Origin of the sequence: Oscillochloris sp. ZM17-4 (assembly GCF_019599295.1) — a bacterium.
In the GTDB taxonomy this organism is placed as follows: domain Bacteria; phylum Chloroflexota; class Chloroflexia; order Chloroflexales; family Chloroflexaceae; genus Oscillochloris.
In genome coordinates, this window is sequence record NZ_JAIEWN010000011.1 from 117,806 (window position 1) to 140,433 (window position 22,628).

A 22,628-nucleotide genomic window follows, 5' to 3' on the forward strand; every position below is an offset into this window, starting at 1 on the left:
CGCAGCGCCGGCAGCATACGATGAGCGTCGCCGACTTCGCCGCCTGGCTTGGGCTGAGCCAGGATTTCTATGAGCGGCTCATCTGCGGCGATGCCGAGCTATCCGATGATCGCCGGCTGGCAATCGCCGACAAGCTGGATCTTTCGCCGGAGCGCCGAGAGGCGTGGTTCGGCCCATGGCCGCCCGTGATGACGCCGGAGCGTCAGGCACATATCGCGGCGATCATCGCCGAGGCGAACGAGCAGGGCTGGATTTGTGTTGACCCGGATACGTTTGAGCCAACCGGCGAGCTCATGTTCATGAATCGAATCTCCGATGGGACGGGCGGATGGCGCGAAGAAGTGACTATTCGCCCTGCTGAGGACACCTGATGCCGATGCTGAACGCGACCACAGACTGCTACCTAGCCACGCTACGTGAGCCAGCATCGCAGCGCGCCGCCCGCGCCGACCTGGCGACCTTCGCTCGCTGGTGGGAGGAGCAGCGCGGTCGCGTCTTCGACCCGACGCAGCTCCTCGCGAAAGACATCAGCGCCTGGGTGCGCCACCGCCAGGATGTCGAAGAGCGCAAGCCGGCGACGATCAACCGCGGGCTCTCGACGCTGCGCCGCTTCGGGGAGTGGCTCGTGGCTGAGCGGCTGCTCAGAGAGAACCCGGCCAAGGGCGTGCGCGATCTGCCGCTGGAGGAACACGGCCCGCGCTCCCTGCCCGACGATGCGGTCGATGCGGTGCTGCGCGCCGTGCAGGCCGAGGAGGAGTCGCACATTCGGCTGCGCGACGGCGCGCTACTCGCCCTGCTCGCCTACGCGGGCCTGCGCTCCCAGGAGGCTTGTGATGTGCAGCTGCGCGATCTGGATCTGGATGCGGGGAATGTGATCGTCCGGCGGGGCAAGGGCCGTAAGACTCGACGCATCCCCCTGCACAGCGACGCGGTAGCTCTGCTGCGCCGCTACCTCCACGAGCTGCGCTGTCCTGATGGCCTGCCGGCCATCGGCAGCGACGCTGAGCGCGAGCCGCTGCTGGTCGCCCAGGATCGCACGAAGCAGGGCCACCCACTGGTGCCGGGGATGAGCACACGCCTCGTGCGCCATCGTATCGCCATACTCTGCCAGCGCGCCGCCGAGCAGCTGCGCGCGGCGGCGAAGAAAGAGCCGCGCGTCGAGCGGGCGGGCCAGTTTACCCAGATGGCCAGCCAGCTTGAGGCGGCTTCGCCCCACGCCCTGCGCCACTCGCTGGCCCGGCGTATGCTCCGCCGCGGCGCCGACCTCAGCGAGGTGCAGCGCGTGCTCGGCCACTCACGGCTGAGCACCACCGGCATCTACACCGTGCCCGACGACGATGACCTGCGTGATGCAGTCGAGCGGGCCGGGATTTGATAACCAAGAGCCCGTAACCTCAGCTCAGGCCATAGCTCACAAGTTAAGCATTCTGATGCCTTGTCAAGCTTCCCGTTGTGATGCCGCATATCGCCTCTGGGCAGCGGCGGCTGCGACTGAGATCGCGCTCGGCTCGTAAGGGGCGGTTTACGGCATCTGGACGCATGGCTTGACAAAGCGGTAAAACCCTTAACTTGTGACCAATGAGCTCAGGCATCCAATGACTTTTAAGCTGCTGTAGATCGCCGGCACTAGGTTGTATTGTAGCTGCAGCTTCATGTGAGCACTGCACAATAGTCCTTCGCCCACACAGCGGGGTGAACTCGCCCTCCTCTGTATGATGACTCACGGCCAGCAACGGCAAACTGCGATGATCGCCTGAGTGATCTGCACCCGCTCTTCTGGTTTGGTTAGGGTGACAAGCCAGGGGTTCAGAGCAGCAAGGCTCGTGAGAAAGCCGCTACGACCGTACGTGGCGAGCGAGCAGAGTGTTGAACTCCAAATCTGAACTGGTACTTTATAAGCAGCAATGTAGGGAACGATCTGGCTGAGGGTTTCAGCTCGGCGCTGCTCATCAGAGATGGCGCAGACGACCTCAAGCGCGTTAGGCAAAAGCTCGAGAGGCAGGTGAGGAGCGAGCTGGCCGAGGGCTGAGGCCCGGTTCCGCTCGTCGGCAATGGCACGGGTGGCCTCGAGGGCAGCCTGGTAGGCAATTGGTTGGTCTAGTGCTGGCAGGTGCGGAGCGAGCTGGCCCAGGACTTCAGCCCGGCTCCGCTTATCCGCGATGACGCGGGCGGCATCGAAGGTAGTCTGGTAGGCGGCTGGTTGGTTTGGTGCTGACAGATGGGGGGCGAGCTTGCTGAGGATCAAGGCCCGGCTCCACTTGTCCGCGATGGCGCGGGCGGCCTCGAAGGCAGTCGGTAGCAGCGTATCGGGCAGATGCGGAGCGAGTTGGCCGAGGGTTGAGGCCCGGCTCCGCTCGTCGGCAATGGTGAGGGCGGCCTCAAGAGCGCTCGGCAGCAGCGCATCGGGCAGGCGCGGAGCGAGCTGGCCCAAGACTCCAGCCCGGGCCCGCCCGTTTCCGAGGGCGCGGGCGGCCTCGAAGACAGTGGGCAGCAGTGCATCGGGCAGATGCGGAGCGAGCTGGCTGAGAGCTGAGGCCCGACTCTCTGCATCGATGATGGCGCAAGCGGCCTCAAGGGCGCTGGGCAAGAGCACGAGGGGCAGGTGCGGAGCGAGTTGGCCGAGGGCTGAGGCCCGGCTCCGCTCGTCAGCGATGGCGCAGGCGGCCTCGAGAGCAGCCTGGTAGGCGGCTGGTTGGTCCGCTGCTGACAGATGCGGAGCGAGCTGGCTGAGAGCCTCAGCCCGGCTCGGCTCGTCGGCGATGGCGCGGGCGGCTTCGAAGGCAGTTGGCAGCAGCGCATCGGGCAGATGCGGAGCGAGCTGGCCGAGGGCTGAGGCCCGGCTCGGCTCGTCGACTATGGCGCGAGCGGCCTCAAGGGCACTGGGCAGCAGTGCATCGGGCAGGTGGGGGGCGAGCTCGCTGAGGGCCAAGGCCCGGCTCTGTTCGTCGGCGATGGTGCGGGCGGCCTTGAGAGCAGTAGGCAGCAGTGCATCGGACAAGTGGGGGGCGAACTTGCCAAGGACTTCAGCTCGGCTCTGCTCATTCGCTATGGCGTGAGCGGCTTTGAGGGCAGTAGGTAGCAGCGTATCAGGCAGGTGGGGGGCAAGTTGGCTAAGAGCTAAGGCCCCGCTCCGCTTGTCCACGATGGCGAGGGTAGCCTCGAGGGCAGCCTGGTAGGCGGCTGGCTGGTCTGGTGCTGGCAGGCGCGGGGTGAGCTCACCGAGGATCAAGGCTCGACCCAACTTGTTCGAGATGGCGAGGGCGGCCTCGAGGGCAGCCTGGTAGGCGGCTGGCTGGTCTGGTGCTGGCAGGTACGGAGCAATCTGGCCGAGAGCCAAAGCTCGGCTCCGCTCGTTTGCGATGGCGAGGGCGGTTTTGAGTGCGCTGAACAGCAGCGTATCGGGCAGGTAGGGGGCGAGTTGACAGAGGGCCTCAGCCCGACCGTGCTCGTTTGCGATGGCGCGGGCGGCTTTAAGCGCGCTGAGCAGCAGCGTATCGGGCAGGTGGGGGGCGAGTTGGCCGAGAGCCAAAGCTCGGCTCCGCTCGTTTGCGATGGCGCGGGCGGCTTTGAGCGCGCTGAACAGCAGCGTATCGGGCAGGTGGGGGGCGAGTTGGCCGAGAGCCAAAGCTCGGCTCCGCTCGTTTGCGATGGCGCGGGCAGCCTCAAAGGCAGCCTGATAGGCGGCTGGCTGGTCTGGTGCTGGCAGATGCGGAGCGAGCTGGCCGAGGGCCAGGGCCCGGCTCCACCGGTTCGCTATGGCGTGGGCAGCCTCAAAGGCAGCCTGATAGGTGACTAGCTGGTCTGGTGCTGGCAGGTGCGGAGCAAGCTGGCCGAGGGCCAGGGCCCGGCTCTGCTCGTTCGTGATGGCGCGGGCGGCCTCAAGGGCGCTGGACAGCAGCGCATCGGGCAGGTGGGGGGCGAGCTCGCTGAGGGCTAAGGCTCGGCTCTGCTCGTCGACAATGGCGCGGGCGGCCTCAAGGGCGCTGGGCAGCAGCGCATCGGGCAGGTGGGGGGCGAGCTCGCTGAGGGCCAAGGCCCGGCTCTGCTCGTCGACAATGGCGCGAGTAACTTCCAGAGCTTGAACGTATGAAATGGTTACTGGGATCGTAATAAGTGCTCTGATGGCTGCTAATTGTCGGTGCGCATCCGGCATTTGGTGGACATGTTCCAGGGCCGCAGCCATACTCCAGCGGCCGTCCATTGTGCCGACGGTTATCAGCCCCATCAGGAGTTCAGGGGTGAGGTTTCCGCTCAAACTTCGGATACTGGCCATGATTAGCGCACACTTTATTCCAGTAGCAACCTCACCACACTCTTCCGCGTGACGCCAGAGCATATCAAGATCCGCCAGATAGCCAGTATAACTTCCCTCAGCAGTGTATCGCGTCGCAGACCAAAACTGCTCAACACGCTCGTTCTGCTCGGTTACCTCGGTCAGCACCTGCTTTACCAGATCCCATTCATTTGCCTCGGCAAGGTGGGTGATCCAGAACTGGCGCACATAGGCGGGTACTGGACGCACGCACTCCTCATGCAACTTTCGCCCATCAGCGATGAAGCGCTCGCGAATGTTCCGGCGCTCCGCTAGCGAGCGAACCTTCTCAGCAAAGATCTCGCGTAGGCGTGGATGGCTAAAGATATAGCCACCCTGCTCGCTGCCGTCGCCAATGATGAAGCGCCCTACCTCCTCAACGGCCTGATTGAGTACATCTTGTTGACTCAGCTGCTCTGGCGCGAGACGCTGAATATCGTTGTTTGTTAACGGACCCAGAGCGATCGCACAGAGACTCAGGAGTGCAGACACCGCTGTAATACGGCTACTCTTCTGCTCGAGCTCTTTGTACCAGACACGTATATAGGCTTCCAGACCTGGCGGCAGGCTGACGAGCTTGCCAGGAGCGAGTGTTCCATCTTTGAGAGCCTCTACGAGGTAGCGAATCGTGAGCGGATCGCCTTCGCTCACACGCGTGATCTCACTGAGCAGATCCACATCCTTGGCCAGGGTATCCAAGGGGTTGCCCATCCGTCGCAGAATATCAGTCACTGCCTCACGGCGTAATCCGGCGAGCTCCAGGTCAGCGGTCTGCCCAACCCGCCAGCCGAGCTGCTCATACCAGTCCGTACGGGTCATCTGCGCCCGCTGACGCGCTGAGGCGACAATGCGGAGATAGGATCCAGGCTCCCACGGAAAGAGTTCTCGCCCGATATGCCAGCCAACAGCTTCATCAAGCCCATCAAGTATCACAAGAAGGCGCCGACCATCATCAGGAGCGCGGCGCAGGTAGTCGGCGATGAGTGGACGCAGCTGATCCGGTGAAGTGTTATAGGTGGTGAGCCGCTCACGCTCGCCATGAAATGCGGCTAGTGCCGTGGCCAAGGCCCCAAGGACACTCTCAGCTGTTGCCGTCTGAAAGCGTAGACTGATAGGTACGAAAATGGCGTTCCAATCCCCACGTTGCTGCACACGGGCAACCCAATGGATAAGCAGGGCGGTCTTTCCTCGTCCGGTGGGTGCGTGAAGGAAAGCGTATGGCCGGATGTCGTGGTCAAGCCAGGTATTCAGCACTGCCAGCTCTTTCTCTCGCCCGCCAAAGATCGCCTCGTACTCCTCTATCATACGGACGACGGCACCGCGGAATGGGCTGGGCAGGTGCTGTTCGGGGGTGTATAGCTGCTCAAGGATCTGCCCACTCCGCACGCGCAGGAAGAGGGCGGGCATCCACCAATCGGGCTGGTGGACAACGGCTGCTCGAGCGTACGCCATTGCAAGATCAACCTGCCCGGCATCACGCAGCTTGCGGAATAGGGCAGGCACCAGCTGGGCGACGGTATCCATGCTCACATTGCCCTGCATAGCAACGACCGCAGCCACGCCATGCCCTGCGAGGCGGGGTCCGAGGGCAGCGAGCGCTCCCTGATCTTGGGTGTGCCTAGCGCTTTGGCAGGAGGCCAGGACAATAAGCAGCGGCCGACGAGCGAGCTGGGCGATCTGCCGCACCAGCTGCTCGCCGTCGGCCCAAACGGCAGTCTCATCCTGGCGTTCCAGGCAGAGGGAAGGTTTCCCGTCCATCAGTTGCCCGTGCGCGACGAGGTAGAGCACATCTACACCGTCGCGCAGCGCTTGGCCAAGGGCAGTCAAAGTCACTGGAGCTCCGGTCGCATCGCGTGTTAGTACAGTCGAGCGCAACGTGCCAAGCGCCGTCTGGGCGCGCTTCACCTCGCCGGTGACATCGATCGACGCGAGCTTGTATTTTTTCAGATCTGTAGGCGCCGCAACGACGATGAGGACCTTAAGCTGTCGGGGAGTGCGGAGGTCAATCGGGCCGGTGTCGGGGCTGTCGATATAGCGCGACAGGATGACGCGCTCGCTTGTAAAGAGGCGCCCGCTGCCCGTCGGGTCATGCAGCGTCTCCCAGCGGAGGGCGTGGAGGGCCACATCGGTCATATCGAGGCGCAGGCAGACGCGCAACGGCTGGCGTGCGCCCTCGGCCTGGTCGCGGGCTTTGGTAAAGGCCGCCTGCAGGCGCAGGTCGGCGAAGAGCATCCTGGCGAGGCGCTGGCCGTAGGCATCGACATCTGGCCACACCTCGTCCAGTGCCACCTGGTTAATGACGACCCTGGCGGCCTCACCCGCGATCAGATGCGTGTCGATAATGGATAACGCGAGGCGAAAGCGCACGTCTACCCGGTAGGTGTGCGGCGCTTCGGCAATGAGATGAAGCTCAAGGTCCGCGTAGGCAGGGGCAGAAGGCATAGCGGCGGCCTACTTATGCGCCGTCACGCCTTGTCACGGGTTCCCCCGTGTGCTAGGATTGAGGCGCACCACAAATTATTGGCGACCGCACGGCCCACTCGATTGCTTGGCAGGCGTGAGTGGGCTGTTGCGTTGTCCGAAATTGTAACACAGCCTTTAGAGTGAATGTTGCTGTATAAAGGCACACAGCCTCTTGAAAGACGCTGTACAGCATTGAATGTCTACCATCTAGCTCTGAACAGCTACAAGCGGCGAAGGAGTTACGCTTGGAGCTGTCGGGTAATTGCTCCATGTCCTCGGCCACTCGCGCCTCAGCACCACCGGCATCTACACGGTGCCCGACGACGACGATCTGCGCGACGCCATCGACCGGGCGGGGATCTGAGCCGCTCATCTGTAACCGGAGAGACGGGCTGGTGATGTATGCGCGTACGAGCGCCTGTGGTTGACGGATGGAACATTCATGCGTATCATTCTGGTAGCCCCTTCTCCCCATAATTGAATTGACAGCACATGGCCCAACCCGATCAGTCCAATGATCAGCTGTTTGACGCGACAGCCTGGTCGATCATTGAGGCACGCAGGCCGATTGTCCGGGAGCACCTCACACGCTGGCAGGCTACATCGGCGGCAGCTGCGATTGACGGTGAGTTAGAGCGACAAGACTGGCTGATCCAGCTTGAGCGTGCAGTAAGCCGCACCTCAGCACAGGATTTCGATCAGCGAAGCCGCGGGCGCGATGCCTGGCTCGATGAGTTTCTGCTTCCGCTCGCCCGTGACTTGGATCTCATCCAGGCCGCCGAGACGACCACGCTAGCTCAACTCTATCGAACAGGCAGCTTCGATGTCCTCGACCCGACCACCAGCAAGTACCAGCGCCCTCCCGCTGATCAAATCATTGACTCAGCCCGCAGCCTGCTGGACGCAATCCCACATCACAGCCATCGGGTGAGCCAGCTGGTGGCCCGCCAGCTCTGTCGCGACAAGGAGACAGCAGCGCTTGTTGTCGAGGCATGGCGGCGTTGTGAGCAGCGCGCCGCCGGGCTGGCGCGCGGAGTCGTGCTCGCCTACCTCGCGCACCACGATGTAGGTCTCCTCACGAGTTCGGACTATGCTCACACCGATGAACTGCTGCTTCTGCAATCGCATCGGGAACGCATCGCTGCGCTCTCTTCACCCGTCATCTGGCCTCAACTCCACATTGATATTGTGGCCCTCGCACGCGCCTGGAAGGCGGCAGAGCCCAAAACCTGGTGCATCCGGCTGCTGAGTGAGCCGAGGAACAGCGAATATCGGAGGCGGTTAGCGCAAGCCTTCGGTACGCGTCGTCGTGCGACCGTAGTGCAGGTGCTGGTTGAGCACCACAGCTACACGACGATCGAGGCACAGGCGCTGGTTGAGCGCACGCTTCACGGCGGACTCAGTGAGATCGTCGCCTACCGCAGCCATAGCGGCGATGATCAGGTCCTCGCCGTTGAGCGCTACGAGCAGCTCCAGCTACGGCGCATCCTGCGCGACAACTACGCTGCGCTGGCTGAAGACGACCAGGCATATATCGAGGTTCTGGTCTTTCATCTCTATGCGGCGATCCGGCGCAGCGGCGTGCCATTTCCTCTGGTGCCCCTGCTCACCGAGCACCCCTCTAACCCGCGGCGGATACGCGTGAGCCGACGCTTTCGGTTCGGGCTCGCGGCGATCATTAGGCGTCGCAAGCAGAAGCGACCACGCCGAGCGGTAGGCCGTCTCCAGATGCCGCGTATTAGCCCAGCCCGCAAGCCAAAGCCAGCCACAGTTCTGATCAAGGCATTCGCCGAGCTCAGTAACGTGGACGAACGCGAGGCAGAGGCTCTCCTACGCGAGCTGATTACCTACGGTGCCCTGGGCCTGCTGCCCCGCAATCAACGCATGCACTGCCTTGACCCGCGCGTGCGCTCGTGGCTCCGGCTGATCAAATACGGTCGACTCGACGGGCGCGTGCCCTGGCCACGACTGATGGCACAGCTCGATACGTACCGACGAGCGCTGGACCTGCCCAACCCAATCTCACCGCTCCTCGCCCGCGCCGTGTTCAATGCCATCCCCCGCCCGGCGTTCTGGCATGGCGGGCAGGGCGAGGCGACCGTTCGGCTGCGCCAGCGCGGCACCCTCACCCTAGCTAGCGCACCGAGGCTGCATGAACGGTGGTTCGTCATCTCCCTTCCCGCACCATTCCCCCTGTGTGATGCGCTCGGTCGACCCGTTGGTGCTGGCAGCCACCTGACGCTCGTAATCGAGGCCAACGGTGCCCTTCCGCTCGCGGCCTGGCCGAGCGTTGAGGCACCCACCATTCGCGAGGTATGCCTGGCGCTCTATCAAGCGATCTGGCACCCTGGCGCAGAGAACTGGCCTGTCAAGGGCCTCCCAGAGCAGGTTGTCGTGTCGAAGGAGTTACTCATCGGCGACCGAGCCGACCTTGATCGCGCCGCCGACTACCTGCTCTGTGACGTGCTGATTCAGCCGCGATCACAGCTGGTAAAGGACAAGATCGGCAAGCTCCTGAAGAAAATCACGGGCAAGGGTTTCGCGGAGATCACGAAACAGCTGCGGCCTGACGAGCGCACACCGAGCCGCGTGATGCGTGTTCTGGAGTCGTGGATCCTCAAGACGTCCTTTCTGGGACATAGCCCATCCCCCGTCTGGAATGAGATCGCTCGGCATGGCGTAGTGATGCCTGGGCACGACACGCCAGCGGCCGGGTGGCTGCTACCGCGCATTGGGGAGATAGTTGAAGTCGTTCAAGGTGCGATAACAAGGCTTGGACGACGGTATGAGGGCTCTGGCCTTCAGCAATACGAGCGCATGTTCCTTCACAGTCGAGAGTATCCGTTACCGGCGCCGCTACCACACAACGTGCCAACGAGCAGAGGTCTCTTTGTCGAACTGCCAAGTGCTCTGGGAGCAGAACTACACTATCTACGCGAGCGATAGGAGCTTGTGGTATGGCAAAGCATCGTCACCTCACGAAGGCAGCAGGCAAGAGCAACCGTGGCAAGCAGCTTGGGCCACATCGCCGGACGGACATTTCCAAGCTGACGAAGCGCGAGCGCGATTCGCTGATTACCTATGCTGCATGCATCCAAGCCCTTGTGGATGCCGAACAGAAGCAGGGCAGCGCGCTATTGGATGAAGCCTTGGAACAAGCGGCCGTGCAGTTCCACCAGACTCTGGTTGAGGTACGTGAAGCTATGGCTCAATACCAGAGATACCATGCGGCGCATAAGGGTGAACACCCGGCGAATGCGTTTACTCCTATCCCTCGGGAATTCCAGCGAAGGAAGGCGAAGCGGGCATCCTTCGACAAACAACAGCCAGCGAATCGATCAGCAGAGAGTAAACCACCTCGCCCTGGTATCGAACTCTCACTTATCATCGATGAGGGTGAGCGAAATCGCATCAAAGATTTCGCAGAGGTCATCTTCAATCTCCGGCAGTTACAAGACACCCTTGGCCAGTTGCCGCCTGGAATGCTTGCCGAAGTGGCCGACGCACATGGCTACGCTGAAGTATGGATCAGCAAGAGCATTGCCAACCAGCGAATATACTGCGAATTCTTCCCCGATCATGACTATATGCGCGCCCATACACCGAAACCTGTTGGTCGCCCAAAAGGCCGGCAATCTTCACCTGAGGTTATTGACGCGATTGAGAAGGCTCGCGTGAATCGCAAGTGGCTCTCACGTGATGGTGCTGGCAACTACAGTGAAATTGACAACATTATTGAGAAGCGGTTGATTCATTCGCTTGTTGAGCAGACATACGGCTCAGTTCACAGCCAGCGAACAACGTATCGCATTATTAAGGACTACGAGGAGCGCCACGCAGCACGTGTTGCCGTCGCTGATGAGGGTGATGCTTCGGTGCTTCAAGAGCACCTCCCTGCTATCGCGAACCGTGCGAGTGTGCGTGGCCCCGGCGACCGTTGTCAGTTTGATATCCGACCGCTCCCGGTTGTCGTAGATAACGATGGAGTCGAATCGACCGTTCATGCCATGTTGGTCGTCGATGATGCCACCGAGCGGATCACCAGTTGGGAGTTGGTTTTTGTGAAGTTCATTGACGATCAAGGCGAGGAACAAACCCAGAACTTTGATGGGCAGCTGTGCCGCGCAACCGTAGCACGTTCTTGCCTTGAGATAGGTGGACGCTACCGTACATACTATGCGGACAACGGGTTTAAAGAGATCAAGCATCACCAACATTTCATGATTGCTCCTGGTGAAGATCCTACGCGTATCGTCTACCGACGAAGGTATCGGGCACGCGGAGGTGGTGGCATCGAGGTCTCACAACAGATTATGGATGGCTTTCTTAAGACCCAACCATATTATGTTCGCGAACGTGACTTTCGCCGTAGCAGGAAGAAAAGTCGCAAGAATCTCACGGCTGCTGCGGCTCTACGAACCGATTTTGCCCAGTATGTATGGCATTGGAACAATGATGATGATCCCAAGGGTGGCCCGTCGCGTATTGCTCGCTGGAATGAAGGGCCGAATCTTATGCTAACAGCCCCCTCGCCGACAAACCTCGCAATGTTTGCCTTAAGCCAGTGGCGAGATACACGCGAGCCTCGGCAAGATCCTGATTGCTGGTTTCCGCTCGGTGGTGTTTCATATGTTGGCGCTAGACCTGATCCGAGTCTCTATGAGCGGTTTGCAGATCTCTCGATTCGGCGCTCTAAACTTGAAGCAAAGAAGAAGAAGGAAGCCGACATCAAGTTATGTGTCTTTGAACTTGGAGGGACTCCCCCACAGCGGCTTGTCCTCTTTAGCCTTGACAATGAAGCGACGTGGGAACTTGCAGTGCCTGCGGAATCGCGTAGCCTCTCATGGCAACGCCACAACAAGATGCTGATGGATGTCGAGCATCGCCTTGAGCATGGCGATGGCGCTGAGTTGGGCGATTTCTTCATGCGGACTATTCTCAGGAGCGCCAATGCCCCTCTGGTTATCGATGGGCTACGCCGAAACCGCCAGTTCTACCCACATGAGTCTGCCGAGAGCCAGGATAGGATAGATGCAGGCAGCACTGGCGGCGAACTTGATATACCTACAGCAGCCGCTGATAGCGCTGATATTGCACCTCCTTCACCCAATGCTGATGTATCGCAGCCGGGGCAGAATCAGCCTGAGATTGTGCAGCAGGTTGCGACCGGGACGACCGCACTAACAGTTGATAGCGCTGATATGGCACCTCCTTCACCCAATGCTGATGTATCGCAGCCGGGGCAGGATCAGCCTGATGTTGTGCAGCAGATCACGACCGGGACGATCTCACCTGAGATCGAGCCACTTCTAGCTGAAGCCGCTTCGCTAGGGCAGCAGGAACCCTCTACAGCAGAAGTCAGTAGTGGAAAGAAGCGGAGACGTGGTAATGCGGCATCTCAACCAGCACCAGTGACACCACCAGAGGCCGAAGACGATATTGACATTCCCAACTTTATTGCTGAAATGCAGCGCAAGGCGAAACCATAATGCTCGGGCTTCGCGGATTTATCCCTCACAAGAATCAGGTCGATAAGACCACGCCGGATGCTGCCTACCCTGATACCAATGCGATTCTCAGCGCACTCAACGCCGGCACGAGCTTCGATCTGCTCTTAGTCATGACCCTGCTCGGCAAGGCAGGTACGGGGAAATCGTTTCTACTGAAGTACTTTGCGACCGAGTACCGCCAGCAAGTGTGTGGTATCGACATTCATCGAGCGCCAGTGCTCTACGCTGACTACGATGAGACAGAGAAAAATACGCTTGGTGCCGATACAACCGCCCCTATCACCGCAACCATGCTGTCGTCGATCATGTTCAGCCTTGCTCAGCTCGCACGGCAGGTCGGCGGCAATGGTGCGTTGCCTCGATGGTACCGTGAGGAGCAGTCCCTCTACTCATCACGCCAGCTGCTTTGGCTTTTCGGAGAGATCTGCCTTGAGCTGAAGCGCCTTGATGTCCGCACCCTTATCATCGACAACGCCCACCGTCTCGATGCGAAGACAGTCAAGTTGCTGTTTCGGATGCGGGCTCGTCTCAACAACCAGATCGGACTGATCTTTGGTGCTCAGTTACAGCTGAGCGAAGGGCAGGACGAGCCAATGGGACGACTGTTCAAACAGGCACGCATTGACGAATCTGGTGTGGAGCAGCCAATTGAGTTGCGACCGCTGGTATCGAAGGAGTTCTATGAAGCAGTGATCACCCCAGTGTTCAAGGATATCGGCGCATCCTTTGAGCCAGAGTTAATACAACACTTCCAGGTGATCATTCGCCAATTCTGGAAGGTCACGGCTGGTGACTGGAAGAGTATTGATACGCGCACCCGACATTTTAATCGGCTGCTCGGCCCTCGTTCTCGTGAAGATCGCCTGATTACCCGGTCAATGGTCGAGCAAGTGCTCAACTTCAAGCTCCCTAACTGACCCCTTCAGGGCTGCTTCAACACTCCTAGAAATGACAGCGGCTGGCATTTGATGCAATGCGTCAAATGCCAGCCGTTGTTGTGACCGTTGCAGAAAGCGCCAAAATCGAGCTTTCAGTGTCGCCGCGAGGGTTCACCGCTTACCCGATTGTGATGCGCGAGAGCGCCCGAGAGCGTAGTGCGATATACCAGTTTCTGGCAATCGTTATACTCCTTTCTGACGGGCGTTATACTCCTTTCTGACAACGGGCAGCCCCAGCGCTGGCGGGGCTGGTGCGACTCGAACGCACGGCCAACGACTTAGAAGGTCGCTGCTCTATCCAACTGAGCTACAGCCCCGTACGCCGCTTACTATACCCAAGCCGGGCCAGTTTGGCAACTCTCTCTTGGCCGGCGGATACGGCCCCTTAATTGCGCTGTGCTAGGATCGGCGTGACATACATGCCCCCAACACTCCATAAGGCACGCCCATGGATCGCTTCAGCCGACAGATCTCCCAGCTCAAAGCCGCTATCGCCCGCTCCGAGGTTGCCCCCGCGCTGCTGCTGCTCGGGGCGCTGCCGGGGGCGGCACTCTTCTCCCTCCTTGGCGCGCAGATGATGACCAGCCTGCTCGCCGGGCTCGCCGTCGGCATGCTTCTGATCGGCGCGATCCTCTCCGCCGCCCTGCCCAGCATCTGGTCGCAGCGGCGGGCTACGCTGATCAGCGCCGCCCTGCTCGCCTACGCCTGCGGCACCCACGCCGCGATCTACCGGCTCGCCCTCCCCGCAGATCAGGCCGCCGCATTCGATCAGGTGGCCGGACTGGCCATCCTCGCCCTCGGCGCGCTCGCCGCAGTCGGCCACGCTATCTGGCGCGCGCTCCCTCGGCGCTAGTGCGCTTTCAGCGCAGGGGGTAGGAGTTGGGAGTCGGGGGTTGGGCGTTACGATGAGACAGCACGCAGCATCTTGTCTAAAAAGGCTGCTTGAATCTGCGCTGGCTCGCGTCTCTGGCGGCACGTCGCACCGCGACGACCGATGACCGACAGCTGTCGGTCGTCGGTCGTCGCTCTTCCAGATGCTGTATCCCTGCGTGCTATAATCAGTGCTGCCATTCACTATCCTCTACTAGCGACGACGCCCCTCATAGACGTCAGAGGAGACATTTGTATGACCAACAGCTTTGGCGCACGGTCCACCCTCCGCGTCGGCGATAATGAGTACGAGATCTATCGCCTCGACGCCCTGGCCCAGCGCGGCATCGACCTCGGCCGCCTGCCCTTCTCGCTCCGCATCCTGCTTGAGAACCTGCTGCGCACCGAGAACGGTCGCACCGTCACCGCCGATGACATCCTGGCCCTGGCCGGCTGGCAGCCCCAGGCCACCCCCGATAAGGAGGTCGCCTTCACCCCCGCCCGCGTCATCCTCCAGGACTTCACCGGCGTGCCGTGTGTCGTCGACCTGGCCGCCATGCGCGATGCGATGGCTACCATGGGCGGCGACCCCGGCCTGATCAACCCGCTCCAGCCGGTCGAGCTGGTGATCGACCACTCGGTGCAGGTCGACTCCTACGGCTCTGAGGCGGCCCTGCTGATCAACCGCGACCTGGAGTTTGAGCGCAACCAGGAGCGCTACGCCTTCCTGCGCTGGGGCCAGACGGCCTTCCAGAACTTTAAGGTCGTCCCCCCCGGCAACGGTATCGTCCACCAGGTGAACCTGGAGTACCTGGCCCGCGTGGTCTTCACCTCCGATGAGAACCCGCGCGCCACCGGGCCGGCCCAGGCCTACCCCGACACCCTGGTCGGCACTGATAGCCACACGACGATGATCAATGGCCTGGGCGTGCTTGGCTGGGGCGTCGGCGGGATCGAGGCCGAGGCGGCCATGCTCGGCCAGCCCGTCTCCATGCTCATCCCTCAGGTGGTCGGCTTCAAGCTGACCGGCTCGCTGCCCGAGGGCGCCACCGCCACCGATCTCGTCCTGACGGTCACGCAGATGCTGCGCAAGAAGGGCGTGGTCGGCAAATTCGTCGAGTTCTTCGGCCCCGGCCTGGCCGCCCTGCCTCTGGCCGACCGGGCGACGATCGCGAACATGGCCCCCGAGTATGGCGCGACCTGCGGGATCTTCCCGGTGGACGCCGAGACGCTGCGCTACCTGCGCTTCTCCGGCCGCTCTGAGGAGCGCGTGGCCTTGGTCGAGGCCTACATGAAGGCCCAGGGCCTCTTCCACGACGAGAGCAGCCCCGAGGCTGAGTACACCGACACCCTGGCGCTGGACCTCTCGACCGTCGAGCCGAGCGTGGCCGGGCCGAAGCGCCCCGAGGGCCGCGTGCCGCTCACCGGCGTCAACAAGTCCTTCCACGACGCCGTCCCGCTGATCCTCAACCCCGGCGCCCCCCAGCCGCTCGCCGACCTGGAGGCCAGCGCGGTGGCCGTAGCCGATACGGACTACGCACTGCACCACGGCTCGGTGGTGATCGCCGCGATCACCAGCTGTACCAACACCTCCAACCCCTCGGTGATGGTCGCCGCCGGCCTCGTGGCCAAGAAGGCCGTCGAGCGGGGCCTGGACACCAAGCCCTGGGTGAAGACCAGCCTGGCCCCCGGCTCGAAGGTCGTCACCGAATACCTGGACAAGGCTGGCCTGACGCCCTACCTGAACACGCTGCGCTTCAACACGGTGGGCTACGGCTGCACCACCTGCATCGGCAACTCCGGCCCGCTGGCGACCGAGATCAGCGCGGCGATCGAGCAGGGCAACCTGGTGGCCACCTCGGTGCTCTCGGGCAACCGCAACTTCGAGGGCCGCGTCCAGCAGGATGTGAAGGCCAACTACCTGATGTCGCCGCCGCTGGTGGTGGCCTACGCCCTGGCCGGGCGCATCGACATCGACCTGGCCAGCGCCTCGCTCGGCGAGGACAAGGACGGCAAGCCGGTCTACCTGCGCGACATCTGGCCGACCCAGGCCGAGGTGCGCGACACGATCGCCGCCGCTATCCAGTCGGACATGTACCAGCGCAGCTACAGCACGGTCTTCGTGGGCGATGAGCTGTGGGAGGGCATCGCCATCCCCGAGGGCGACCGCTTCGCCTGGAGCGACCGAAGCACCTACGTGCGCCGGCCGCCCTACTTCGACGCGATGTCCGAGGATCCGCCGGCGCGGGTGGCCGAGATCAGCGGCGCGCGCGTGCTGGCCTTCCTGGGCGACAGCATCACCACCGACCACATCAGCCCGGCCGGCAGCATCAAGGCCACGTCGCCCGCCGGCGAGTACCTGTTCGAGCACGACGTGGACACGCCCGACTTTAACAGCTACGGCTCGCGGCGCGGCAACGATGAGGTCATGGTGCGCGGCACCTTCGCCAACGTGCGCCTGCGCAACAAGCTGGCCCCTGGCACCGAGGGCGGCTACGCGCCCTACCTGCCCACCGGCGAGGTGATGTTTCTCTACGACGCGGCCATGAAGTATAAGGCCGACGGCACCCCGCTGATGATCCTGGCCGGCAAAGAGTACGGCAACGGCTCCTCGCGCGACTGGGCCGCCAAGGGGCCGTACCTCCAGGGCGTCAAGGTCGTCATCGCCGAGAGCTTCGAGCGCATCCACCGCTCGAACCTGGTCGGCATGGGCATCCTGCCGCTCCAGTTCCTGCCCGGCCAGAGCGCCGACACCCTCGGCCTGAGCGGCACGGAGACCTTCGATGTGGTCGGGCTGGCCGACGCGGTGGCCTCAGGCTTCGCCGACGGCCGCGAGCTGACGGTGCGGGCGACCGGCCCGGCCGGCATCACAGAGTTCAAGGCTCTGGTGCGGATCGACACGCCCCAGGAGATCCAGTACTACATCCACGGCGGCATCCTGCAGTACGTGCTGCGCCCCTACTTTTGTATGATCATCGCCCCCTGCGCGTCCTGCGCCGCCTCGTAGAGCGACAGCGAGATGTCGAGATCGCGGTCACGGATCACCCGGTCGAGCAGCTTGCTCACCGCCGGCTCGCCCGCCGTCGGCCAGATCGGCATCGAGGTGTAGGCGCGCGGCACCAGGTAGTTCAGCTCGCTCAGCCAGACCCCCTCGATCGGGTCGGCGGTCATGCCCGCCGTCTCGGCCACCGAGCGCACCGTGGGCAGCGCCCAGTCCTTCCAGACCTGGGCCCCCGGCTCGCCGGCGTAGAAGCGCAGGAAGCGCCATGCGGCGTCCTGGTGCGTGCTGAGCGCCGAGATGCCGAAGCCGCCCCAGAGCAGGATGTTGGCCCGCCGCCGGCCGGTGGGCAGCCCGACCACGCCCAGGTCGATCTGCGGGTTGGCGCGCAGCCCGGCCTGCGGCCAGCGCCCGAAGAGCAGCATGGCGGCGGCGCCGCTGGCGAACTGGTTGTTGCTCGGGTCGAAGGGGTTCAGGCTCGCGGTGATCGGCGCGACATGGTGCAGGTGGTAGAGGTCGGTGTAGAACTGGAGCGCCTCGGCGTTCTGCGGCGAGTCCATGTAGCCGATGAAGCCGAGCCCCTCGGAGCTGACCAGCCGCCCGCCGGCCGAGGCCGACCAGTACTCGAAGTTGGGCGCCCAGGAGCCCGGCAGCTGCGCGCCCCAGATATCGGTCTGCCCGTCGCCGTTGGTGTCCTTCGTCAGCGCCTGCGCCGTGGCCAGGAAGTCCTCCCAGGTCCAGCCGTCCTGCGGGTAGGCCACGCCGAACTGGTCGAAGATCTTCTTGTTGTAGTAGACGGCCAGGGGCGTGTAGTCCTTGGGCAGCAGGTACTGCTTGCCGGCCCACGTGCCCGGGTTGAGCACGCCCGGCAGGTAGATGCTGGTGTCGAGCGGGAACTCCGCCCCGGCGATGAGGTTGTCCAGCGGCAGGAAGGCCCCGCGCTCGACGAAGGAGGGCACCGCGTCGTCGCCGATCTGCAGGATGTCGGGCGGGTCGCCGGAGTCGATCTGGTCGCGGATGAGCTGGTAGTAGTCGCCGCTGCCGACCGGCTCAAGCCGCACCTGGATGTCGGGGTTCTCGGCCTCAAAGCGGGCGATGATCTGGCGGTGGGGCTCCAGCCCCGCCCCGCTGTCGCCCGTGCCGACGCGCAGCAGGGTCTTGCCGCTGTCGGGCGACAGGTCGGCTGCGGCCGCAGCCGTCGCCTCGGGCGTGGCGGTGCCGCCGTCGGCACCGCCCGGCTGCTGGCCGCAGGCGGCGATCAGCGCGGCGATGAGCATCAGCCAGATCGCCCGGAATATGCGTGACGGCACTGTCCCCTCGCTCTCTGTCCTTGCTACCGCAGCGTGTTCCTGCTGGCGCTGGTGGTGGCGCTGGTGGTGGCGCTGGCCCTGGCCTGGGCGCTGTACCAGGCCCGCCGGATCGTGCTGCCGGTGCGCGCCCTGGCGGCCGGCGCGCGCGAGCTGGGCGGCGGCGGGCTTGAGCACCGCATTATCGTCGGCGGCCGCGACGAGCTGAGCCAGCTGGCCGACACCTTCAACCAGATGGCCGAGCGGCTGCAGGTCAGCCTGCACGAGATCGCCGACCAGAATGAGCGCCTGCGCCACGGCCTGATCCTCGCCCGCGACATCCAGATGGGCCTGATGCCCAGCAGCCCGCCGTGGAAGAACGAGGTGCTCACCGTCCACGCGCGCTCCCTGCCGGCTAGCGAGGTGGGCGGCGACTTCTACACCTACATGGCCCTGCCCGGCGGCCGGGCCGCCGTGGCGATCGGCGATATCTCGGGCAAGGGGGTAGCCGCCGCCCTGCTCATGGCGCTCACCAGCTCGACCCTGGAGTCGCAGGCGCGGGTGCTCGACCACCCCGGCGCCATGCTGATCGCCATCCACGAGGCGCTCCAGCCGCGGCTCCAGGCGAACCACATGAACGCCGCGCTGATGATCGCGATCTACGACCCCGCCCGCCAGCAGATGGCGGTGGCGAACGCCGGCATGATCGCGCCGCTGCTGGTGCGCGCGCTCCCCGATGGCGGCAGCAGCTGCCGCTTCATCGATGTGAGCGGCCTGCCGATCGGCACGCTCCTGCCCGCCAACTACCCCGATGTGGAGGTCAGCCTCGCGCCCGGCGACACGATGATCTTCCTCAGCGATGGCATCGTCGAGGCCCATAACCGCGCCGATGAGCTCTATGGCTTTGAGCGACTCGAGGCCCTCGTCGCCAGCATGCCCCAGCGGCTCAGCGTGGCCGATATTGTCCGGCACATCCTCGACTCGGTGCTGGCCTTCACCGATGGGGCCGAGCCCCACGACGACATTACGATCCTCGTCACCCAGCGCACGATCAGCGGCGCAGCCTACGAGGCCCAGCTCACCACCGGAGGGACAACCTTCGGCGACGCGATATAATACCGAATGAGTGAAGCGCTACCTCTATCATGCATGTCATTCTGAGCGAAGCGAAGAATCCCGGCCGGGACCCTTCGCTTCGCTCAGGGTGACATGCGGTAGCCACTGATCAGCCATCTGCAGCCGAGCAATCAGGAGCCTCTATGCGCCTCTACAACTCGCTCTCCCGCGAGAAGGATACCTTTGTCATCCCGAAGGATCGGCCAGTCACGCTCTATGTCTGCGGGGTCACCCCGTATGATACGACGCATATCGGCCACGCCCGCACCTTCATGACCTTCGATGTGCTCATCCGCTACCTGCGCTGGCAGGGCGCCGAGGTGCGCTACTGCCAGAATGTGACCGACATCGACGACCCGCTGTTCGAGCGGGCCGCCCGCGACGGCGAGCGCTGGCAGGACCTGGCCGAGCGCCAGACGGCGCAGCTGCTTGAGGACTACCGCGGCCTGAATATTCTGATGCCGACCTACTTCCCCCGGGCCAGCCAGGAGATCGGCACGATCATCCCGATCGTCGCGCGGCTGATCGCGCTCGGCCACGCCTATGTCGCCGAGGGCAACGTCTACTTCAGCGTGCAGACCGACCCCGGCTTCGGCAAGATGGCCCGCATGGGCTACGACGAGCTGCTGGCCACCGCCAACCAGCGCGGCAATGACCCCGCCGACCCGCATAAGCGCGACCCGCTCGACTTTGTGCTCTGGCAGACGGGCCGGCCCGGCGACCCGACATGGGAGAGCCCCTGGGGCATGGGCCGGCCGGGATGGCATATCGAGTGCAGCGCGATGGCCACGCGCTACCTCGGCGAGCAGATCGATATCCACGGCGGCGGGGCCGACCTGCTCTTCCCGCACCACCCCTGCGAGATCGCCCAGACCGAGCCGGTGACGGGCAAGCGGCCCTTCGTGCAGATCTGGATGCACGCCGGCCTGGTCTGGCTCGACGGCGAGAAGATGAGCAAGTCGCTGGGCAACCTGGTCTTCGCCCGCGACGCCCTGCGCGAGCATAGCGCCGACACCCTGCGCTGGTACCTGCTGAGCCAGCACTACCGCGAGGAGTTCGACTACCACCCCGCCGAGGTCGCCGGCAGCGGGGCGGCCGCCCGGCTGATGCGCGACGCCCTGGCGGCGACGGGCGGGCAGGGCATGCCGCTGCACCCCGAGGTGCCGCGCGCGGAGTTCGCCGCCGCGATGGCGGACGACCTGAACACGCCGACCGCCCTGGCGGTGCTGCACATTATGGCCGGCAACATTGTGCGCGCCGCCGCCGACGGCCGCGAGGTGGCCGCATGCCAGGCGGCGCTGCGCGAGCTCGCCGGCGCCCTTGGGTTTACGCTGGGCGATTAGGTATTGCAGATTGTAGATTATAGATTGCAGGTGTCGCGACATCTGCAATCTGCAATCTGCAATCTGCAATCTGCAATTGAATGATGATCACAGACTCTCAACGACGCGTCTCGCTCATGATGATCCTGCTCGCCGGGATTCTTCTGTCGGCCTGCGGCCCCGCCCCGCAGCCCGCGACCCCGCCGAGCGGCACCCTGCGCTGGAGCGTCGAGGGGGTGAGCGATATTATCCGGCTCGACCCGGCCCGCCTCGCCGACTACCAGTCGAACATCGCCGTGAACCTGATCTTCGGCGGCCTGGTGCGCCTCGGCCCCGACCTGGCGGTGATCGGCGACGGCGCCGAGAGCTGGCGGGTGAGCGCCGACGGCACGGTCTACACCTTCTCGCTGCGCAAGAACCTGGCCTACGGCGACGGCACGCCGGCCACGGCCCAGGACTTCGCCGACGCCCTGCGGCGGACGATCTCGCCCGACACGGGCACGGCCTTCGCCTTCGAGTTCCTCAAGCATATCGTCGGCGCCGAGGAGCTGCACACGAAGGCGGCGCCGGCGCTGAGCGGGGTGCGCGCCATCGACGCGCGCACGCTGGAGATCACGCTCGACTCGCCGCGGGGCTACTTTCTCTCGCAGCTGACCTACGCCCTGGCCTTCGTGGTGCCGCCGGGCAAGATCGAGGCCGCCGGCGACGGCTGGATCGACACGGCCTTCGGCAGCGGCCCGTTCCGGGTCAAGGAGCACCAGGCCGGCAAGAAGCTGGTGCTGGAGGGCAACCCGAGCTACTGGGCCGGCCCGCCCGGCGTCGCCAACGTCGAGCTGATCTTCTTCCCCGACACGGCGGCGGCCTTCACCAGCTACCGCTCCGGCGACCTGGACATTATGGGCAGCATCCAGGGCGGCATCCCTGCCGAGCGGGTGTCCGAGGTGCGCGGGCTGCCCGACCTGCGCTCGGCCAGCGCGCCGGTGCTGCGCTATATCGGATTCAACAACCGCCGCCCGCCCTTCGACAATGTCTATGTGCGCCAGGCCTTCGCCCAGGCCGTCGATAAGGACAGCCTGACGCGCCAGGCGCTCTCCGGCCAGGCCACGCCGGCCGGGCGCATCCTGCCGGCGGGATTCCTGGGGGCCAGCCTGCCGATCACCACCCTCGGCTTCGACCCGCTCGGGGCGCGATCCACCCTCGGCCTCGCCGGCTATGTCTCCGGGTCGAGCCTGCCCCCCGTGAGCCTGACCTACAGCCGCGACACCGACACCGAGAAGGTCGCCCAGGCGCTCCAGCGCAACTGGCGGGACACCCTTGGGATCGCGGTGCGGCTGGAGGGGCTGCCGATCGACGCGTTCATCGCCCGCCTCGACTCGATGGTGCTCGACCCGACCAACCCCGAGACCAGCCTCCAGATGTACCTGAGCGTCTGGGGGGCCGACTACCCCGACCCGCACAACTTCCTCTCGCTCCAGCTCCAGAGCGACTCGCCCTATAACAACGGGCACTGGTCGAGCAGCGAGTTCGACCAGCTGACCAGCGAGGCCGATCAGATCAGCGACCCGGCGCGGACGGGCGAGCGGCTGAGGCTCTACAACCGGGCCGAGCAGATCGCGGTGAGCGAGGTGGGCTGGCTGCCGCTCTTCAACCCCGAGATCACCATCCTGATCCGACCGACGGTGCGCGGGCTGAGCTTCACGCCGCAGGGGATCATCGCCGCCGACTGGACTCTGGTGAGAATCGCGCAAGCGCAGCCGTAGGGCTGCGCTTGCGCGATAGCAACGCGCACGGTGAGGGTGTGGGAGAGCTTCGC

At 63.9% G+C, this 22,628-nt stretch carries 12 protein-coding genes and 1 tRNA gene; 10 read left to right on the top strand and 3 right to left on the bottom strand.

All coding sequences use genetic code 11. The features are described from left to right. Together K2Z83_RS10925 and K2Z83_RS10930 are read left to right on the top strand one after the other, a co-directional pair. Positions 1-371: helix-turn-helix transcriptional regulator (locus K2Z83_RS10925; RefSeq protein WP_220595215.1), on the top strand; the 371-nt coding region annotated here is incomplete at its 5' end. Further along, the gene (locus tag K2Z83_RS10930; RefSeq protein WP_220595216.1) at positions 371-1,375 is read left to right on the top strand and encodes a tyrosine-type recombinase/integrase; all 1,005 of its coding nucleotides are present in this window, start codon (positions 371-373) and stop codon (positions 1,373-1,375) included. The genes K2Z83_RS10925 and K2Z83_RS10930, both read left to right, overlap by 1 nt. A gap of 345 nt (positions 1,376-1,720) precedes the next feature. On the opposite strand, the gene K2Z83_RS10935 is transcribed toward K2Z83_RS10930, so the two are convergent. Continuing rightward, positions 1,721-6,754 (bottom strand): CHAT domain-containing protein, encoded by a 5,034-nt coding sequence (locus K2Z83_RS10935; protein WP_220595217.1) that lies wholly within the window; start codon positions 6,752-6,754, stop codon positions 1,721-1,723. A gap of 513 nt (positions 6,755-7,267) precedes the next feature. Here K2Z83_RS10935 and K2Z83_RS10940 point away from each other — a divergent pair. Genes K2Z83_RS10940 through K2Z83_RS10950 form a run of 3 tightly spaced genes read left to right on the top strand, consistent with a single transcriptional unit; the run spans position 7,268 to position 13,202 of the window. Continuing rightward, complete coding sequence (locus K2Z83_RS10940) at positions 7,268-9,721, top strand: hypothetical protein (RefSeq protein ID WP_220595218.1); 2,454 nt, start codon at positions 7,268-7,270, stop codon at positions 9,719-9,721. 11 nt (positions 9,722-9,732) lie between these two features. Continuing rightward, the gene (locus K2Z83_RS10945; RefSeq protein ID WP_220595219.1) at positions 9,733-12,264 is read left to right on the top strand and encodes a hypothetical protein; all 2,532 of its coding nucleotides are present in this window, start codon (positions 9,733-9,735) and stop codon (positions 12,262-12,264) included. Continuing rightward, positions 12,264-13,202 carry an AAA family ATPase gene (locus tag K2Z83_RS10950; RefSeq protein ID WP_220595220.1) on the top strand — a complete coding sequence of 313 codons (939 nt, stop codon included), beginning with the start codon at positions 12,264-12,266 and terminating at the stop codon, positions 13,200-13,202. The genes K2Z83_RS10945 and K2Z83_RS10950 overlap by 1 nt, the downstream gene beginning before the upstream one ends. Positions 13,203-13,463: 261 nt before the next feature. Here the strand turns inward: K2Z83_RS10950 and K2Z83_RS10955 are convergent. Next, positions 13,464-13,540 (bottom strand) — tRNA-Arg (locus K2Z83_RS10955). Positions 13,541-13,671: 131 nt separating this feature from the next. Here K2Z83_RS10955 and K2Z83_RS10960 point away from each other — a divergent pair. Together K2Z83_RS10960 and acnA are read left to right on the top strand one after the other, a co-directional pair. After that, complete coding sequence (locus K2Z83_RS10960) at positions 13,672-14,076, top strand: hypothetical protein (RefSeq protein WP_220595221.1); 405 nt, start codon at positions 13,672-13,674, stop codon at positions 14,074-14,076. Positions 14,077-14,349: 273 nt separating this feature from the next. Then, positions 14,350-17,100 carry an aconitate hydratase AcnA gene (gene acnA / locus K2Z83_RS10965; protein ID WP_220595222.1) on the top strand — a complete coding sequence of 917 codons (2,751 nt, stop codon included), beginning with the start codon at positions 14,350-14,352 and terminating at the stop codon, positions 17,098-17,100. Here the strand turns inward: acnA and K2Z83_RS10970 are convergent. Continuing rightward, complete coding sequence (locus tag K2Z83_RS10970) at positions 17,052-18,401, bottom strand: sugar ABC transporter substrate-binding protein (protein ID WP_220595223.1); 1,350 nt, start codon at positions 18,399-18,401, stop codon at positions 17,052-17,054. The two genes, acnA and K2Z83_RS10970, sit on opposite strands and share 49 nt — an antisense overlap. 33 nt (positions 18,402-18,434) lie before the next feature. Here K2Z83_RS10970 and K2Z83_RS10975 point away from each other — a divergent pair, with 33 nt between their 5' ends. The 3 genes from K2Z83_RS10975 (at position 18,435) to K2Z83_RS10985 (ending at position 22,575) form a co-directional block, all read left to right on the top strand. Continuing rightward, positions 18,435-19,493 (top strand): SpoIIE family protein phosphatase, encoded by a 1,059-nt coding sequence (locus K2Z83_RS10975; protein WP_220595224.1) that lies wholly within the window; start codon positions 18,435-18,437, stop codon positions 19,491-19,493. A gap of 143 nt (positions 19,494-19,636) precedes the next feature. Continuing rightward, positions 19,637-20,836 carry a cysteine--tRNA ligase gene (cysS, locus tag K2Z83_RS10980; protein WP_220595225.1) on the top strand — a complete coding sequence of 400 codons (1,200 nt, stop codon included), beginning with the start codon at positions 19,637-19,639 and terminating at the stop codon, positions 20,834-20,836. Between the two features lie 116 nt (positions 20,837-20,952). Continuing rightward, the gene (locus K2Z83_RS10985) at positions 20,953-22,575 is read left to right on the top strand and encodes an ABC transporter substrate-binding protein (RefSeq protein ID WP_220595226.1); all 1,623 of its coding nucleotides are present in this window, start codon (positions 20,953-20,955) and stop codon (positions 22,573-22,575) included. Positions 22,576-22,628 lie beyond the last annotated feature (53 nt).

What these genes read in the sequence shown, in the direction of transcription:
- K2Z83_RS10930 (WP_220595216.1), top strand. Translation starts at nt 371, where the DNA reads ATGCCGATGCTGAACGCGACCACAGACTGCTACCTAGCCACGCTACGT.
- K2Z83_RS10935 (WP_220595217.1), bottom strand. Translation starts at nt 6,754, where the DNA reads ATGCCTTCTGCCCCTGCCTACGCGGACCTTGAGCTTCATCTCATTGCC.
- K2Z83_RS10940 (WP_220595218.1), top strand. Translation starts at nt 7,268, where the DNA reads ATGGCCCAACCCGATCAGTCCAATGATCAGCTGTTTGACGCGACAGCC.
- K2Z83_RS10945 (WP_220595219.1), top strand. Translation starts at nt 9,733, where the DNA reads ATGGCAAAGCATCGTCACCTCACGAAGGCAGCAGGCAAGAGCAACCGT.
- K2Z83_RS10950 (WP_220595220.1), top strand. Translation starts at nt 12,264, where the DNA reads ATGCTCGGGCTTCGCGGATTTATCCCTCACAAGAATCAGGTCGATAAG.
- K2Z83_RS10960 (WP_220595221.1), top strand. Translation starts at nt 13,672, where the DNA reads ATGGATCGCTTCAGCCGACAGATCTCCCAGCTCAAAGCCGCTATCGCC.
- acnA (WP_220595222.1), top strand. Translation starts at nt 14,350, where the DNA reads ATGACCAACAGCTTTGGCGCACGGTCCACCCTCCGCGTCGGCGATAAT.
- cysS (WP_220595225.1), top strand. Translation starts at nt 19,637, where the DNA reads ATGCGCCTCTACAACTCGCTCTCCCGCGAGAAGGATACCTTTGTCATC.
- K2Z83_RS10985 (WP_220595226.1), top strand. Translation starts at nt 20,953, where the DNA reads ATGATGATCCTGCTCGCCGGGATTCTTCTGTCGGCCTGCGGCCCCGCC.